The organism is Marinobacter daepoensis DSM 16072 (assembly GCF_000421165.1).
GTDB lineage: Bacteria > Pseudomonadota > Gammaproteobacteria > Pseudomonadales > Oleiphilaceae > Marinobacter > Marinobacter daepoensis.
Genome location: NZ_ATWI01000008.1, coordinates 91840 through 108071 on the forward strand (window position 1 = coordinate 91840; position 16232 = coordinate 108071).

The following is a 16232-nucleotide window of genomic DNA, read 5'->3' on the forward strand; positions in this document are numbered from 1 at the left end:
CCACAATTACACATAACTACTTATGAGCCGGGCGTTTGTAGCCCTCCGGTCTGGTTGTTCTCCTGCTTTTTCCGGAATTCCGTGGGGGTGCAGCCATTGATCTTTCGGAACGCAGTATTGAACGTGGACTTCGAATTGAACCCCGATTCATAGCAAATTTCGGTAACGCTCAGGTCGGTTGAGGCCAGGGCCTGGTTGGCGGCGTCTATCCGGTAGCGGTTTACCCATTCGTAAAAGTTTGCCCCGGAACACAGATTGATGGCTGCTGAGGCCTGATGAGTGGTTGTTCCGCAGGTGTCTGCGAGTTTTCGCAGGGTCAGGGCCGTGTCTCTGAAAGCACCTTGTTCCATGGCATTGCAGAGTTCACTGAAAAGTGCACGGGATAAGGAAGACTCCCCGCCGTGTTCTGCTGCGACATCCGGTTGCCCCCCGATAAACGGCTCTGCGATCGGCTCCAGATTGGCTCGCAGCAGATGCGCGGGCGGGCGGGCATGGGTAAGCAGAAGGTAGGTCAGGTAAGCCATGGTGGGGGCCAACACATAAGTCACTGAGAAGCTCTCATCGTAGATCAGGTAGATGGTGATCCGAAGCGCCATACTGCCAGCAATGACCAGCTGGATCCTTTGCAGGTGACCGACCCATTCTTTCACGGCGACTTTACGACTGTTTATCCCGTGTTTGTTCTGGAGCCCCCAGTAAAAGAGGCTAAGGCCACCAATGACGGCCAGATAGGGGTTTCCGAACAGGGTGACCGGCTGCCAGAGCGCTTCCGAGTTCATGCCCTGAATCATCCAGTGGACCTTGGCTTCCCCCGGTAAGCTCCAGAACGGAATCGCCAGGAGGGCAACAGCGATCATGGGGGAGGCATGAAGCCAGCGGCCACGGGTCTGGGAGAGGACGTTTTCGCCCTGGAGTGCCCGGATGTAACCATAGACACAGAATGGAATCAGTACGATCAGGGGGTCAATCAGCTTCAGGAAAAACGGAAACGGCTGAAACCAGCCACTGGCGTGGTACAAAAACTCCAGGGATTGAAGAACGACCAGACAAACCAGCGCCAGCAGATACGCCATGGGCAGTCGGTCGTGCCGGCGGTTCACAAACCAGGTCAGGCTGGCCATCAGAAGGATGATACCGATACACAGGCAGACAAGTGCTGCCGCTCCCGTCCAGTAATTCATTGCCACCTCGCGTTCGAATGGATCGAATCGAACTTTTAAATTTTTGTTTTTGAAGGCTTATTATTGCCACGTTCGGATTTATAAAACCAGACGACAGCGATACTTCCTTTGTATTTAAATGATGGTTCGCAAAACCACAACGACAATAAAGAGGAAGTCATCATGCGATTGTCTGTCAGTGTCCTTGCGCTGGGCGCAGTTATTTTATCAGGCTGTGGAGGAAGTTCGGGCGGTTCGGACTCTTCTGGCGATCCTGGCGCGGATACCCGCTACTCGGCCAATATTCGTTACACCGACTATGGGGTTCCCCATATAACGGCCGGTGATTATGGGTCGCTGGGCTATGGGATTGGGTACGATCATGCCCAGAACAATCTTTGCACGCTGTCTGAGCAGCTGGTAAAGCTCAAAGGTGAGAAATCGCGGTACTTTGGTGCCGGGGAGGGCAGTGGCAACCTGTTGACGGACGTTGGCTATAAAGCTCTCGATTATCCGGCTCAGGCCAGGGAGCTGTTCAGCAGTCTGTCCGATCAGTCCAGAGAACTCCTGACCGGGTATGCTGCGGGCTTTAACCGGTCGTTGTCTGAGCGCCAGGGCCCGGATGATTACCCAACACCCTGTCGCGGAGCTGAGTGGGTCGACAGCATCTCGGCAGAAGACCTGCTGGCCTACCAGCTGGATCTGGCGGGGCTGGCCAGTTCCCGAAACTTTCTGAGTGCCATGGCGGCTGCGCAGCCACCGCAGTCAATTGCGCCGTTGCTGCAGGTAGAGCTGGACCCGACGCAGGTGCTGACATCTGAAGGTATCGGCAGTAACGGCTGGGCCCTCGGGAAAGATCGGGTTGAAGGGGCAAGCAGCCTGTTGTTAGGGAACCCGCACTTTCCGTGGGATGGCGAACTCCGGTTCTACCAGAACCATCTGACCATTCCGGGAGAACTCGACGTGACTGGTGTGACCATGATTGGTCTGCCTGCGGTTGTCATCGGATTTAACGAACATCTCGGCTGGACCCATACGGTCTCGCAATCCAAGCGTTTCACGCTTTATCAACTGACGCTGGATGAAAATGATCCGACCCGCTATCTGTACGACGGTGAATACCGTGACATGACCCGTAAAATGGTGACCGTTGAGGTCAAACGGCCGGATGGCAGTTTGGTGGAGCACACACAGCCGGTTTACTTCAGCCACTTCGGGCCCATGGTTAATCTTGGGTCCATGTCGCCGATGCTGGGCTGGTCCAAAAACAGCGCCATTACGTTCCGGGATGCCAATGCCGGCAACACACGGATGCTGGATCAATGGCTTGCCATGGGTAAAGCCGATAGCCGGCAGGCGTTTGTCGACAGCTTTGGCCAGCATCAGGGCATTCCCTGGGTCAATACGCTGATGATCGATAAGGAGGGGACCGCGAACTACATCGATGCAACCCAGGTGCCCAGGCTCACTCCTGCGGCAGAGCAATACTGGCGAGCGGCATCTCAGTCTCCCCAGCTCGCTCCCCTCTGGCAGGACGGCGCCGGCAGCGTCTTGTTACCGGGGGATAGCTCAGACTATGCTTGGGTGGATACTGGTCTGACAAAAACACCGGGCCTGGTGCCGTTTGCCGAAGCGCCCAGACAGACCCGGACCGATTACCTGTTTAACGCCAACAGCAGCCATTGGTTATCGAATGCTGATAACCCTCTGGAAGGCTACAGTATTCTTTACGGGCCAGAGAAGACGATCCGAAGTACCCGGACGAGATACAACGCCCAGTTGATTTCTGACAACAGCGGTTCCGGGTTGGCAGGTGCCGACAGCCGGTTCTCGCTGGACGAGCTGAAAACCGTGATGACTCACAATGGTTCGTTGTTTGGCGGCGACTGGAAAAACCAGCTGACCCAACGCTGCGCCAACTACCCCACCGTAAATCTGGAGGGTAGCGCGTTTGATCTGACGGCGGCGTGTCAGACACTGGTGAACTGGGACGGCACATACAACACTGGCAGTACCGGGGCCCATCTGATGCGGGAGTTTCTGGCGGCTTTCCGGGTGTCCGGGCACCGCTCGCTTGATGATGCCCTGTTCGCTACCGGCTTCGACGCCGCCATGCCGGTGGTTACCCCCTCCGGTCTTGTGCCAATCGATGCCGCTGATTCGCAGAATGATCCGGTGTTGATGGCGCTGGCAGCGGCGGCCCAACGTCTGGGGGACGCAGGTGTTGCGTTGGACGCGCCTTTAGGAAGCGTGCAATACGTGCTCAAAGCGGAAGGGCAACAGGCTTTGCCGATTTCCGGTGGCTATTCCTTTGAGGGCGTGTTCAACATGGCTGAGACCACGACAAGCTCCCGCAGCACATCAGATCTGGCCAATACGCTTACGGGGGCTCCGGTGCCGGGCAGTCTTCTGTTTGCACTGGATGAAAATGGTAATGGCAGCGATGAGCTGGCGTACCGGATCAACTACGGTTCCAGTTTCGTGATGGCGCTGGAGTACAGCGACGAAGGCCCCCGGGCGGATATGTTCCTCAGTTACAGCCAGGGACATGATCCGGAAGGTGAGCATTTCAGTGACCAGACCACGTTGTACAGTGATCTGCAATGGCGCCCCGTGCTGTTCTCGGAGGACGAGGTGGCAGCGGCTGTGGTCAGAACCATTGACCTTGAGGAGTAAGTGATAAACGAACGGCCCCGCAGGGGCCGTTCGTGTGTCTGGAAGTGTCAGGCGCGTTTGAAACTGGCCAGTGCAACGGCGGCGGTGACAAACAGCCCGCCGAACACCCGGTTCATCTGGCGCTGACGCCTGGGCGTGGTCATGAAGCGGAACAACTGGCTGGCGAGCACGGCGTAGCCCACCATCACCAGAATGTCGACAAAGATCAGTGTTGCGCCCATGGTCGCCAGCTGTTGCCCGTGGGCTGTGCCCGCCACCAGGAACTGGGGGAACAGGGCAATCAGAAAGATCGTGGCTTTCGGGTTGGTGAGGTTCACCAATGCACCATTCCAGAACTGCTGACGAGGGCTGAACCCGGATAAAGCGGCACGCGTGGCCTCAATCGGTGGCTCCCGCCATTTCTGAATGCCGAGCCAGATCAGATAGACCACACCAATCCACTTGATCACCATGAGAGTTGTGTTGGAGGAGGCCACCAGAGCGCCCAGGCCAGCACCCACCAGCACAATCTGAACGCCGTAGCCAAATTGCTGCCCGGCAATCGTGGGGAGGGATTTGCGCACGCCGTACCGCAGGCCGCTGCTCATGGAATTCACGGCACCGGCGCCGGGTGAGATGCTGATAAAAACAGCGGCGATCAGAAAAGTCAGCCAGACGGTGAGGGTCATTGCTTACGCTCTCGCAAAATATGAAGATGTTATACTGACTACCACGACCAATCGGCCAGAAGAGGAGACAGAATCATGGCCAGAAAGCGGGCAAAAGTCACACAGCACAGCGCTGTGCAACGGGAGCTGAGAACGCCAAAATACCAGATGCGTGTGGTTGAGGACAAAACCAGATACAAGCGCAGTCGTGACAAGGCGGTGCGTGAGGAGGGCTTTCGCAAAGCTGCCTGATGGTTGCTTTACGAAAGCCCTCCTTTTTGCTGGCCAAACGTCGGGGCCTTGCTCCTGACTTTGTGTGTCATAAAAGCTTAATAAATCCCCCCGGAGCCACTGTTATCCTGTAGGGTTTAATGACGTGAGATACGGCAGGAGCCGCAACAGGATGAGAATAATCGCCTTTTACAGCCCCAAAGGTGGCGTTGGGAAAACCGCCGCAGCCGTTAACACGGCCTATCTGGCCAGTCGCGAGGGGGTGCGTACGTTACTCTGGGATCTCGACCCGCAGGGGGCCTCCAGTTTTTATCTGGCCGGTGCTGAACGAGTGAAAGGCCGGAAGTTGTCGAAGCTTCTGGATGGCCAGTCCCCCATTGCGCGATTTATTCATGAGGATGTTTACGACGACCTGGACGTGATTCCCGCCCATTCCAGCTTTCGGAATTTCGACATCAAGCTGGAGCAGGAACAGGATGGAAACACGTTGAAAGAACTGCTGGCGCCGCTGTCTGAGGACACCAGTCTGGTAATCCTGGACTGTCCGCCCACGCTGTCCCGGTTGACGGAGCAGGTGCTGGAGGTCGCTGATAAGGTGTATGTGCCGGTGGTGCCAACGTGGTTATCCCTGAACAGCTGGGCGCAGTTGAGAGAGTTTGTGAAGGATAAAAAACTGGGCGTTAAAAAGCTGCGCCCATTCTTCTCGATGGCAGACCGGCGTAAACATCTGCACCGGGATCTGCTGGCCCAGCCTGAAGAAGCGCTGGGCGTGCCCGCCCTGGCAGCCATTCCTTATGCCAGCGTTGTTGAACGGATGGGCGAGGAGGGGCAGCCTCTGGAGCGGCTTGCGCCAAATACCGTGGCGGCCGCAGAGTTTCGGGCATTATGGCAGGGCATCCGAAAGGATCTTTGGTCCCGTTGACCGGGAAAGTGTTAAAGTCAGGCGCTTTCCCTACCCGTGAACGGAGGCGCCATGACGGCACTGAACACCTTGCAGATTGACACCGGCCCGAACCCAGAGATCACCATCATCTGGCTGCACGGTCTTGGCGCCAGTGGCCATGACTTCGAACCGGTGGTCCCTGAATTTACGTTTTCGCGGCAGCGGCCGGTTCGTTTCATTTTTCCCCATGCCCCGGAGTTGCCGGTTACCGTAAACGGGGGGATGGTCATGCCGGCCTGGTATGACATTCTCGCGATGGATGTGGACCGGAAAGTGGATGCAGACCAGCTCCGGACGTCAGCCTCCAGAGTTGCAGAGCTCATACGGCAAGAGCGTGAGCGAGGCGTTGCCAGTGAACACATCATTCTGGGCGGATTCTCTCAGGGCGGCGCCGTGGCTTATGAGCTGGCATTGAGCTATCCCGAACGGCTGGGCGGACTGTTCGCGCTCTCCACTTATTTCGCTACCGCAGAGACCATTGAGCTGAACGATGCCAACCGCCAACTACCGGTATTCATCGGCCATGGCCGGTTTGATCCGGTTGTTCAGGAAAGCCTTGGGCAGTCTGCGTTGCAAAGGCTGAAAAGTCTTGGGTACTCCGTGGAATACCATCACTACGCGATGGAACACAGCTTATGCATGGAGGAAGTGCAGGATTTGGATCATTTTCTGGCGGCCGTTCTTGATGGAAATGCTTCGCCATTGGACTGAGCGTTTGGTTGCCAGAGGCAAGTGGGGCCCGTTCAGGGAAATATGACCGTCGGTTGAACGTGAGTCTGCGCTTGAGCTGTGTCAACTCAGCGTCACGAATGGGGCATACACTGGCAGGGTCGAATCGAAAACGGTCCCTGCCAGCTACCCGATGAGGTCTCGCTATGAACCCGCACATGCTCGATATCGCACTCCCTGAAAGCACCCGCCTGACACTGCAAAAAATTCCGCTTGAAGCCAATGGCTCGGGGACCGGTCAGCACGCCAATACCTCCTTTGAAATGATTGCCGAGAATGGTCAGGTGGTCGGATACGTCAAGACCTGGCACGAAGCGGATGGCTATGCCGGCTATGTCAGGTTTGATTCGGAGGGTAACGTTCAGGACTGGAAGGTTCTGAGGGATCGTCAGTAAAACTGAACGATTTATCCAGAAGCTTCTGTTATCTCTGACTGACAACCAACGCTACACTGCCGGTTCATGCAGTAACAGGTCCCGACAGTAAGGTAGTCCAGAGATGATGAACGTGGTTTACATTGCTCATGGGGGCGGGCCGATGCCATTGCTCGGTGACCCCCGGCACGGGCAGATGGTCGATCAGTTGCAGAGCCTTGCCGGGTCTTTGCCCCGGCCCTCTGCTGTTCTGGTGATCAGCGCCCATTGGGAAGAGCCGGTCCCCACCCTGACCTCGGGGAGTCATCCACCGCTGATCTATGACTATTACGGGTTTCCTGAGCCGGCTTATCGTCTGACATACCCTTGCCTTGGTGATCCGGGGCTGGCAGCACAGATGGGAGAAGCGTTTGCCCGTGCCGGAGTTGAGCATCGGCTGGATGGTGACCGTGGTTTTGATCACGGCGTGTTTGTGCCCCTGAAAATCATGTACCCAGACGCCGATATTCCTTGCGTTCAACTCTCACTGCTCGCGTCGCTGGACGCCGAAGACCATTTGGCTATGGGAGAAGCTTTGCAGTCCCTGGAGTGCGGGAATCTTCTGGTCATTGGCTCTGGTTTCTCCTTTCACAACATGCAGGCGTTCTTTGGTCGTGGCGGAGATGATGCAGATCAGCGGAACGAATTGTTTCAGGTGTGGCTGGAAAATACACTGACAGATCCGGAACTGGCGGAGTCTGCGCGCCGGGACCGACTTGTTCGCTGGGATCTGGCCCCCCACGCCCGCTTTTGTCACCCGAGGGAGGAGCACTTGTTGCCCCTGCATGTGTGTTACGGGCTGGCGGGGCAAGCCAGCCCACGCCATGAGGCCTTGGAAGTATTGGGCAAGAGTGTCCGGGTGTTTGCCTGGGAAAAGTGAGATCTCAGGCAATCACAACCCGGTTGCGGCCCGCGTTTTTTGCCTCGTAGAGTGCGTCGTCTGCTTTTCTGAGCAGGCGTTGATAATCCGGGTGCCCGTCGAAACAGGCGGCTCCCGCGCTGATCGTGATGTTGATGGTGTTGCCTTCCGGAAGCCTGAATGGCTCGCTCGCCACGCTTTCCCGTAGTTTTTCCATCAGCCTCTGGATGTTGGTTTTGTCCATGTCGACGGCGATCAGCAAGAACTCCTCCCCTCCCATCCGGAACAGATAATCACCGGACCGGCTTTTGTTCACAAGGATAAGAGCCAGTTGCTGCAATACGCTGTCGCCGGCCTGGTGGCCGTAGGTGTCGTTGACCTGCTTGAAGTAATCAAGGTCCAGCGCAACCACGGCGAAGGAAGTTTTCTGTTTTCTGGCCTGGTCGATTTGCTTGTTGAGAACAACCGGCAGGAATTTTCGGTTCAGCAGGCGTGTCAGGACGTCACGACCAGACTCCAGTTCGTTGTTCTGATCAAACAGACTGTCCAGATGAAACAGGATGCTTTTTACCTTATCCCGCAAATCATGCAGTAACGCGACGCGCTCAGACTGGCGGTCGATCTGCTCCATATCCGAGCCGAACAGCGGCACAATCACATCGTCGATAGTTTCCATGGCGTCCAGAATCGTGGTGGCTTCCACCGAGCCTTCGAAGGCGTGAATGCCTTTGTGGCGAAACCAGAGCCCGAAATCTGAAGCCTGAATGCGGGGCAACGCCGAGCCGCTTTTACCGACAGCCTGCTCGAACATGAACTGGTTTTCCCAGTGCAGAACGGCAGCCCTCTGCTGATCTTTTTCGTTCGCGATGTTCTGGGTGATGGCAAAGAGCCGGTAGGCCTCTTCGGCCCTGGAGTTTCTGTCGTGGGAGATCGCGTAAGCCTGCCCCATGATCTCCATGGCAACATCAATGGTTTCTGACACCAGGCGGATGGCATCCACCCTCTGATTTTCCTGATCCGGGAAACCGGAGGTGCTCAATGTCGAGAAACTGTTCTTCAGGCAACGAGCTCCGCGCAGGACCAGATGCAAAGGAATGTCTATTCTCGCATGCACTTCACCGACTTTGCGTTGCTCGGCAATCAGTTTAGTCACCGAGGCTTCATCCTCAGAGGAAAACAGGTTAGAGAGCCAGCGTTGCATAGACGCTCCCAGGCGGCGTTGAACGTCGTCATTTGAGAGATACTTCGATGCCTCCGCATCCCCCAGCATAGCGATATAAAACTGCTCTGCGAGTGTGCTGGCGTGCTCCTGAAAAAACGACAGGGCGAACTGTCGTGTCTGAGGTTCAAAGCGATTGTTCAAAGACAGCCATTCGGCGGTCAGGTACTCGAGAGACAAGTGAGGCATGAAGCAGTGTCTTGTATGGGTTACGGCAATAAGCGGCGCAAGCTTATCATAACAGGGCGTTACATATTGCCGGGTATAGGTACCTTCCTTTAGCTTCTGGTTGTGAATGTTTCAGCCGAGTCATCTCAGTGCAACCTCATTTTCACTTCCTTTTGGCATATACCAGTTTGGTTTTGAAACATAGACAAATGGGAGCAAGAGATGAACATAAGAAAGAGTAAAGAGTGGAGCCGCCGTTCTATTCTTGGTGGGGCCATGTTGGCCACATTGGCTGGTTGTAACGGCGACGACACCCATTCTGAGACCATCATTGAACGCCAGAATCAGGCCCCGGTGGTCGACAATGTCGATCTGGGGACAGAGAACGCGGTTCAAGTGGTAACAGTACTGCCGGAGAAACTGCTGGAAAGTGCCTCGGATCCCGACGGTGATCCGCTGCACCTGAAGAAAGTAGAGCTCCGTGATCCGGATCAGGGCAGGCTGAGTGTTGAGAGGGATGACAACGGCTTGATCCGTTCGATCGAATTCATGCCGGGCGTTTTCCGGGGTACGCACACGGTGGAACTGTCCTTTCAGGTCAGTGATGGTCAGTTGGTCACGGAAGCGCTGGCAACACTGGAGTTGATGCTTGGGGATCGCACTCCAAAAGCTCTGGTGGTGATGGTGGATGGTGTTCGCTATGACGCTCTGATGGAGGCTGCTCCGGCTCACATTTCCCAGTTAGACGTACAGAAGGCGTATTCGGGTGGAGTAACGGGTGCATTCAGCCAGTCGGGCACGAGCACGGTTGAGGGAACGTCTACCTTGTGGACTGGCGCCTGGCACGCCAGCCAGCGAGGTGGCCACGATGGCTATCCGTCCATCTGGGGGCATTTGTACAATAACAGTGCTACCCCGTTAACACTTGGTGTGTATCCCAACTGGAATCTCTTTGCCCACGTTAATTACCCTGATATGGAGGTCATCAGTACCAAAGGCGCGTTTGCCACCGGAACCGATAAGGGGCGGGAGCGGGAAAACATTGAAACCATCACCGGCTACATCGAGTCGGGTGAGTACGATGCGCTTTATACCACGATTGATATGACTGATTATGCAGGTCACTGTAATTACGGGAACAGTGGCGGCGCCTGGTCGAAACAATATAACGAGACCATTCGCGAAGCTGACGAACTTTTTGGGCAGATGTGGAAAGCGGTTCAGCAGCGAGAGCAGGAACACAATGAAGACTGGCTGGTGATTGTCACTACGGACCATGGGTACAACAAGCTCCGTAATAATGGCACGGCAGACTGCTCCCATGGTTCTCAGGACCTGAGTGCCAAGGAGGTATGGATTGCGACCAATAAAGCTGAGCGCATGAATGAGCAGTACAATGAGCCATTGGAGGCCATTGCCAATACTGAGAAAGCGGGAGTCTACCGCTACCCTGCACTGGTGGATGTCCCGGTAACGCTGCTTAGCTGGTTTGACGTTGAGCCTCAGAAAGAATGGTTGCTTGAGGGGACATCGTTAATCGGTGAGACTGGCGTGCGAGGCCTATTTGCGGAGCCGGTTGAGACTGAGGACAATCAGGTAAGCGTTTCCTTTACGGCGACGAATGACGAGCCAGTGGTTGTGTATCGTAGTGTACAGACTGGCAGTCATGAGACTGTCCGGGGTCAGCAAATTGATGTGATAAACGGGTTGGAAGAAGGGCGTGTTCATACGTATGTTGATGAGCTGGACCTTGAGCCCGGTAACTACGAGATCATCTATCAGCTGGAGAATAAGGGGACCACTAAGGCCGTTCGGGTTCAGGTCACTATTGTAGAGAAGGTTGCGTTTGATGACCTGCCATTCAATTCTATCAGCGATGTTTTCACCTTTGATGATCCGGCGAACCTGCTCCTGAATAGCGGAGATGGTTTGGACCTGACACAGATCGGGCAACCAGCCATTTCGTCTGTAGCCGGCCGTTTTGGTTCCGCACTTCAGCATCAGCGTCAGTTCAGTCAGGACCTCAGTTTCCCGGATGCGTTCACGAGCTCCGACAAGTTCACTCTGTCGTTCTGGTTCCGGGGAGATGGCAAGACCTCTGATCCTGCGATACTGACGAACAAGGCCTGGTCGTCCTCTCTGAATGGAACCATCGTCGCCCAGTTGAACGATACCCTGAAATTCCAGGTAGGGGCCACCGGGGAAGGTTCTTGCTGCTATGTTCAACTGCCATACTCCCCGAGTCAGGCATTGGAGGAGCCAGAATGGAACCTGGTGGTCGCTTCCGTTGACCGGACCCGGGTCTGGTCTGATGGCCTGGGACAAGGGGTTATCAGTCTGTCAGTGTATCGGCCGGATGGTTCTTTGGAGCACGGGGAAACCCGTCTTTCCGGCAACCGTGCTCAGACCGTGTCTACAGGACAGCCCTGGCTGATCAATAATGACCATGCCCAGCGCTACAATGGCGGTCATGTCGGGTTTATTGATGAAGTGGCCGTCTGGCAGGGCGTTGCTCTGAGCGCCGGGCAAGCGAAGGCCCTTGGCACTGAGGGGCGCTCGGTGACAGAGAAGCTGACGAACCAGTAAGTTGTCTTGTATTCTCATCACTTGAAGATCGATGCCGGGCCATCCGCGAGGATGGCCCGGCATCTTTTATTTTGCCTGGTGAACACCTGTGAGATGAACGACGCATGGCTTCGGTTACGGTAAGCGAATTTCAGGAGGAGCGATTCAGGTATCCGGTGGTGGCAACCATTGCGGTGTTGTTCAGGAATGAAGAGGTCTTGCTGGTACGCCGTGCCAACCCGCCAGATGTGGGGCGTTGGGGGTTTCCGGGTGGGAAAATGGAGTTGGGAGAGACGGTTAAGGCCGCCGCGGTGAGAGAGTTGTACGAGGAGACCGGGGTCCGGGCTGCCGCAGGGAAAGTCTTCAACGTGGTGGATGCGTATGACCATGACGATGAGGGACGCCTTCGATCCCACTTTGTTCTGATCGCGGTGCTGTGTTTCTGGGAATCTGGTGAGCCGGTTGCGGCCGACGATGCGCTGGATGCGGCGTTCGTTCCGATGGCTGCCCTGGGCGCCAGCGATCTTGCCTTGAGCCTGGATGTGGAAGAAATTGCCAGGGAGGCCTATGAGTTGGCCTCTGAGGCCGAGGCTGGAGGCCGTGGTCAGTAAATCGCCGGAGGCGGCGGTTCGGCTTGGACGGCCAGTGGCAGCCAGAGTTTCCAGTCCATCCCGCCCGTTTCGTTATAACTTGGGGTCAGCGAGCCCCCGCACTGAGTGACAATGGTATTGACGATGGCCAGCCCCAGCCCGTGACTTTCCGGGGACACGGACTGGTTTTCCACCGATTGCTGAGGGTGCATTCCGCTGCCGGCGTCGCGTACCATGACTTCCAGCATGGGGGGGGTATCTGGCGGTGCGTTCTCCGACACTCGGTGGACGATGACATCACAGTTGGTATCCGAGTGTTTCAGTGCATTTTCAATCAGATTGCGCACGGCCATGACGGCCAGAGTTGCCGGCACCCGAACGTTGCACCCTGGGGCATTGTCTTGCAGCCGGACCCGGCTGGGGTTGGACAGGTCTTCCAGTGCCTGTGACAGAATGTTTTCGACCCTGCTGAACTCTGCCTCTGGCAGCCCGTGGCGTTCAAGGCGCGACAACTGCAACAGTTGTTCGGTCAATGTTTGCAAGCGCTGAACGCCGGTCTCGGCATTCGCGAGGGCCTGCTGCTGGCGTTCACCAGTCAGTTTCCCGGCAACCTGAAGGTGCGTCTTGACGGCGGTCAGCGGTGTTCGGAACTCGTGGGCGGCGCTGTTGGCAAACCGTTTTTCCCAGGCGACGGTGCTTGCGACCCGGGCGAACAGGTTGTTCAGGGTGTTGACCACCGGGGTCAGTTCCTGGGGGGCGTTGTGGAGCTGGATCGCTTCCAGGTTTTCCGGCGACCGGTGGCGGAGTTGATCCTGTAGCGATTGCAGGGGGAACAAGCCCCGGCGTACTCCCCACCAAAGAACGGCCAGCCCGCCAATAAGTGCCAGGGTAAAGGGTGTGACCATCGCCAGAAGGATGCCGTTGGCCAGCGCGACCCGTTCGGATAACCTGTCTGCGGTGGTAATAAAGGTGTCGCCCTGCTTGAGGGTATAGAGCCGCCATGTCTGGTCATCGATTTCCCGGTTGGAAAAACCGGGGCGCGTGTTTCCCAGAAGCTGGCCGCGCACCCCGTTGGTTTGCAGCAGAACCTCACCACTGGCGGCCTGGATCTGGCAGGCAACACCTTCATACTCGGGCGAGACCAGCAGGGGGTTGTTGTCGGGAAAGCTCAGGATGTCCTGCTGTCGGGACAGCAGGCCAGCGACCATCGTGGCCGAGGCCGCGAGGCGCTGGTCAAGAGTCTGAGACACTTGCCGGTCCAGGTGGAAGTACATCAACGCTGCGACCGACAGCCAGAGAATCAGGAACGCGGTGCTCAATAGCCAGAGCAGGCGCCTCTGCAGGCTCATTCGTTGTGCTCCGGTGATGGGGGAGGGGGCCCCAGTCGGTAGCCGAGCCCCCGCTCGGTAATCACGATATCCTTGTGGATTTTCTTCCGCAGGTGGTAGATGTGTACGTTCAGAGCGTTGCTTTCGATGCTGGCCCCCATACCATACAGACTGTCTTTCAGCTGTTCGTCGGACACCACGCCGCCCCGCGCATTAATCAGTTTTTCCAGTAAGGCCAGTTCGCGCCGGGAAAGTGAGATCGGGGTTTCATTCAGCCTGACGTCTCCTGAACCCGGGTTGATCCGGAGGGCTCCATGGGTAATCTCCGATTGAGCACGGCCGGCGGACCGTCGAACCAGAGCGTGCAGGCGCGAGGCAAGTTCATCCAGATCGAACGGTTTGAGAACGTAGTCATCGGCTCCCGCATCCAGCCCCTGAATCCGGTACTCAACCTCATCGCGGGCGGTGAGAATAAGGATTGGGGTAGTGATGCCCTGGTTTCTCCAGTGTGTAAGGAGTTCCATGCCATCTTTATCCGGCAGGCCGAGGTCCAGGATCACAACATCACACTCGAACTGGGCCAGGGCGGTCATTGCGGAGCGGCAGGTGTTCACGCGATCCACCAGGCAGTTGTGGAGCTCCAGGCCCGCAATCAGGCCGGATGCAACCAGATCGTCGTCCTCTACCAACAATACGTGCACAGATGTTTCCTTTGCCTCAACGGTGATGTGTCATAGCAGGAGTCCGGAGGGCCTGGTGAGGCCCCAGGGCCATTTCAGGGAGCCTTAATGCTGCCTTAATCCTCGGCCCCCAGACTGCGGCCCCGACAGACTTCAAGCCCCTAGTAAACGACAGGAGTATCGCGTGCGGGAAGCCAGACTCTGGGTACGCATCTTATCCGCTCTCATTGTTTTAGCAACCAGTTGGCCCGTTGCTGGCCAGTCCCTTTTTGGAACCGGGACGGGTAACGATTTCCTTCCTGTGGAGGAAGCCTTTCAGTACAGCCTGACGCAGAATCCGGACAACACGGTCACGTTGTACTGGGACATCGCTCAGGACTATTACCTCTACCGGAAACGCCTGACCATTGAGGGTGTGGATGGCGAACTCGGGGGCATTGCGTTCCCGGCCGGAGTGATGATCAACGATGAGTTTTTTGGTGAATCCGAAGTTTATTACACCCAGGCCGAGATCCAGATTGAGCCTGGGGAGGCATCGGCGTTGTCCCTGTCATGGCAGGGCTGTGCCGATGCCGGGCTGTGCTATCCACCGCAATCGGCAGAGATCAGTTTTTCTGGTGAACCGTGGGCGGGCGGGCCTGAGGAGGCTCAAGCGTCCCGGACACCCACCGGAGATGTTGCATCACCAGGCTCGGCTGCCTCGAGTGTCAGTAGCCAGGCGGAGGATCAGTCGCTGACCAGCCAGTTAGCGGCTGGCGGCATTGCCTGGAACATGCTCGTTTTCTTCGGCCTGGGACTCTTGCTGGTGTTTACGCCCTGCGTCTTGCCAATGATCCCTATCCTGTCGACGGTCATCATCGGGAATGGCGCGGGACGAAGCCGGTCTTTTGTGCTCTCGACCGTGTATGTGATGACCATGGCTACTACCTACGCTCTGATGGGGGTTCTGGCAGCCATGGCGGGAGCAAATCTTCAGGCTGTTTTGCAGGCTCCGGTTTTCATCATTCTGATTGCCATTATTTTTGTGTTGCTCGCACTCTCCATGTTCGGGCTCTACGAACTGCAACTGCCTTCGTTTATCCGTAATCGTCTGGGGCAGCTCAGCAGTCAGCAGAAAGGTGGCAGCCTGCTCAGTGCCGGCATCATGGGCGTGATTGCCGCTTTACTGGCCAGTCCTTGTATGACCGCGCCTCTGGCAGGGGCTCTGATCTACATTGCTGATACCGGTGACACCGTTCTGGGCGGACTGGCGTTGCTGGCTCTGGGGCTTGGAATGGGCGCCCCATTGATTGCACTGGCAACGGTGGGGGCGGGGCTGCTTCCCAGGCCGGGCGGATGGATGAACGCGGTGAAGGCCCTCTTTGGATTTGTGCTTCTGGGTACCACGGTTTACTTTCTTGAGCGCATTATTGACGACTCCGTGACGCTTGCACTCTGGGGAGCCCTGACGCTCGCGCTGGGCATCGTTTTGAGGTCTGCCGCCAGTTCGGCTGAAAAGAGCCGGTCGCTCAATCTGATTTCCCTGTCTCTGGGCACCATCCTGGCTCTGTGGGGCGGTGTGATGATGGTGGGTGCCGCCGCCGGGGGTGACAAATTAACGCAGCCTCTGAACGGTCTGGCCCTTGGCGGCGGTGGTGGCCCGATAGAGCAGACTCATGCCCGGTTTGAGGATTTCAAATCGGTTGAGGATCTCAACCGCGCCGTGGCTGAGGCTGGCGGCGAGGGGCAATGGACCCTGGTGGACTTCTACGCGGACTGGTGTGTGTCCTGCAAGGTAATTGAGGAAGAAGTATTCGGGGATGCCAGCGTTGTAGCGGCACTCTCCGACATGCAGTTGCTGAGGGCCGACGTGACAGACAATGACGCTCTGGATCAGGCCCTGATGAGGCACCTGGAGGTTATAGGCCCGCCAACCATTCTGATTCTGGGCCCGGATGGCCAGGAATACCGCGCCCAGAGGACAACGGGGGAGGTGTCCGCGGAGGTTTTTCTGGAGCGCCTAGGGGTAGCCCGGCAGTCATAGT

General features: G+C 56.8%; 14 protein-coding genes. 9 read left to right on the top strand and 5 right to left on the bottom strand.

Annotated features, from left to right (window positions below; all coding sequences use genetic code 11):
• Positions 1 to 20 precede the first annotated feature (20 nt).
• Positions 21 to 1181, bottom strand: coding sequence for a helix-turn-helix domain-containing protein (locus K325_RS18170; RefSeq protein WP_051146517.1), 1161 nt, complete (start codon positions 1179 to 1181; stop codon positions 21 to 23).
• A gap of 162 nt (positions 1182 to 1343) precedes the next feature.
• On the opposite strand from K325_RS18170, the gene K325_RS0100950 reads away from it, so the two are divergent.
• On the top strand, positions 1344 to 3836 hold the full coding sequence (locus K325_RS0100950) for a penicillin acylase family protein (RefSeq protein WP_029652373.1): 2493 nt from the start codon (positions 1344 to 1346) through the stop codon (positions 3834 to 3836).
• A gap of 47 nt (positions 3837 to 3883) precedes the next feature.
• On the opposite strand, the gene rhtB is transcribed toward K325_RS0100950, so the two are convergent.
• Complete coding sequence (gene rhtB, locus K325_RS0100955; protein ID WP_029652374.1) at positions 3884 to 4504, bottom strand: homoserine/homoserine lactone efflux protein; 621 nt, start codon at positions 4502 to 4504, stop codon at positions 3884 to 3886.
• Between the two features lie 75 nt (positions 4505 to 4579).
• On the opposite strand from rhtB, the gene K325_RS18650 reads away from it, so the two are divergent.
• From K325_RS18650 to K325_RS0100980, 5 genes are all read left to right on the top strand, one after another.
• Entirely contained in the window at positions 4580 to 4735 is a 156-nt protein-coding gene (locus K325_RS18650) for a hypothetical protein (RefSeq protein ID WP_169441741.1), read from the top strand.
• Between the two features lie 151 nt (positions 4736 to 4886).
• Positions 4887 to 5636, top strand: coding sequence for a ParA family protein (locus tag K325_RS0100965; RefSeq protein ID WP_029652375.1), 750 nt, complete (start codon positions 4887 to 4889; stop codon positions 5634 to 5636).
• A 51-nt stretch (positions 5637 to 5687) separates the two neighbouring features.
• Positions 5688 to 6368, top strand: a complete 681-nt coding sequence (locus K325_RS0100970; RefSeq protein WP_029652376.1) for an alpha/beta hydrolase — start codon at positions 5688 to 5690, stop codon at positions 6366 to 6368.
• 164 nt (positions 6369 to 6532) lie between these two features.
• Positions 6533 to 6781 (top strand): hypothetical protein, encoded by a 249-nt coding sequence (locus K325_RS0100975; protein WP_029652377.1) that lies wholly within the window; start codon positions 6533 to 6535, stop codon positions 6779 to 6781.
• 103 nt (positions 6782 to 6884) lie between these two features.
• Entirely contained in the window at positions 6885 to 7679 is a 795-nt protein-coding gene (locus K325_RS0100980; protein ID WP_228128362.1) for a DODA-type extradiol aromatic ring-opening family dioxygenase, read from the top strand.
• Between the two features lie 4 nt (positions 7680 to 7683).
• Here the strand turns inward: K325_RS0100980 and K325_RS0100985 are convergent, their stop codons facing one another.
• Positions 7684 to 9066 (bottom strand): diguanylate cyclase, encoded by a 1383-nt coding sequence (locus tag K325_RS0100985; RefSeq protein ID WP_029652379.1) that lies wholly within the window; start codon positions 9064 to 9066, stop codon positions 7684 to 7686.
• 201 nt (positions 9067 to 9267) lie between these two features.
• On the opposite strand from K325_RS0100985, the gene K325_RS0100990 reads away from it, so the two are divergent.
• Positions 9268 to 11631, top strand: a complete 2364-nt coding sequence (locus K325_RS0100990; protein ID WP_084694138.1) for a cadherin-like domain-containing protein — start codon at positions 9268 to 9270, stop codon at positions 11629 to 11631.
• A gap of 104 nt (positions 11632 to 11735) precedes the next feature.
• The gene (locus K325_RS0100995; protein ID WP_029652381.1) at positions 11736 to 12221 is read left to right on the top strand and encodes an NUDIX hydrolase; all 486 of its coding nucleotides are present in this window, start codon (positions 11736 to 11738) and stop codon (positions 12219 to 12221) included.
• Here K325_RS0100995 and K325_RS0101000 read toward each other — a convergent pair.
• Together K325_RS0101000 and K325_RS0101005 are read right to left on the bottom strand one after the other, a co-directional pair.
• Positions 12215 to 13549 carry a histidine kinase dimerization/phospho-acceptor domain-containing protein gene (locus K325_RS0101000; protein WP_029652382.1) on the bottom strand — a complete coding sequence of 445 codons (1335 nt, stop codon included), beginning with the start codon at positions 13547 to 13549 and terminating at the stop codon, positions 12215 to 12217. The genes K325_RS0100995 and K325_RS0101000 overlap by 7 nt on opposite strands.
• Entirely contained in the window at positions 13546 to 14229 is a 684-nt protein-coding gene (locus K325_RS0101005; RefSeq protein WP_029652383.1) for a response regulator, read from the bottom strand. The genes K325_RS0101000 and K325_RS0101005 overlap by 4 nt, the downstream gene beginning before the upstream one ends.
• A 163-nt stretch (positions 14230 to 14392) precedes the next feature.
• Here K325_RS0101005 and dsbD point away from each other — a divergent pair, with 163 nt between their 5' ends.
• Positions 14393 to 16231, top strand: a complete 1839-nt coding sequence (gene dsbD / locus K325_RS0101010; RefSeq protein WP_029652384.1) for a protein-disulfide reductase DsbD — start codon at positions 14393 to 14395, stop codon at positions 16229 to 16231.
• Position 16232 lies beyond the last annotated feature (1 nt).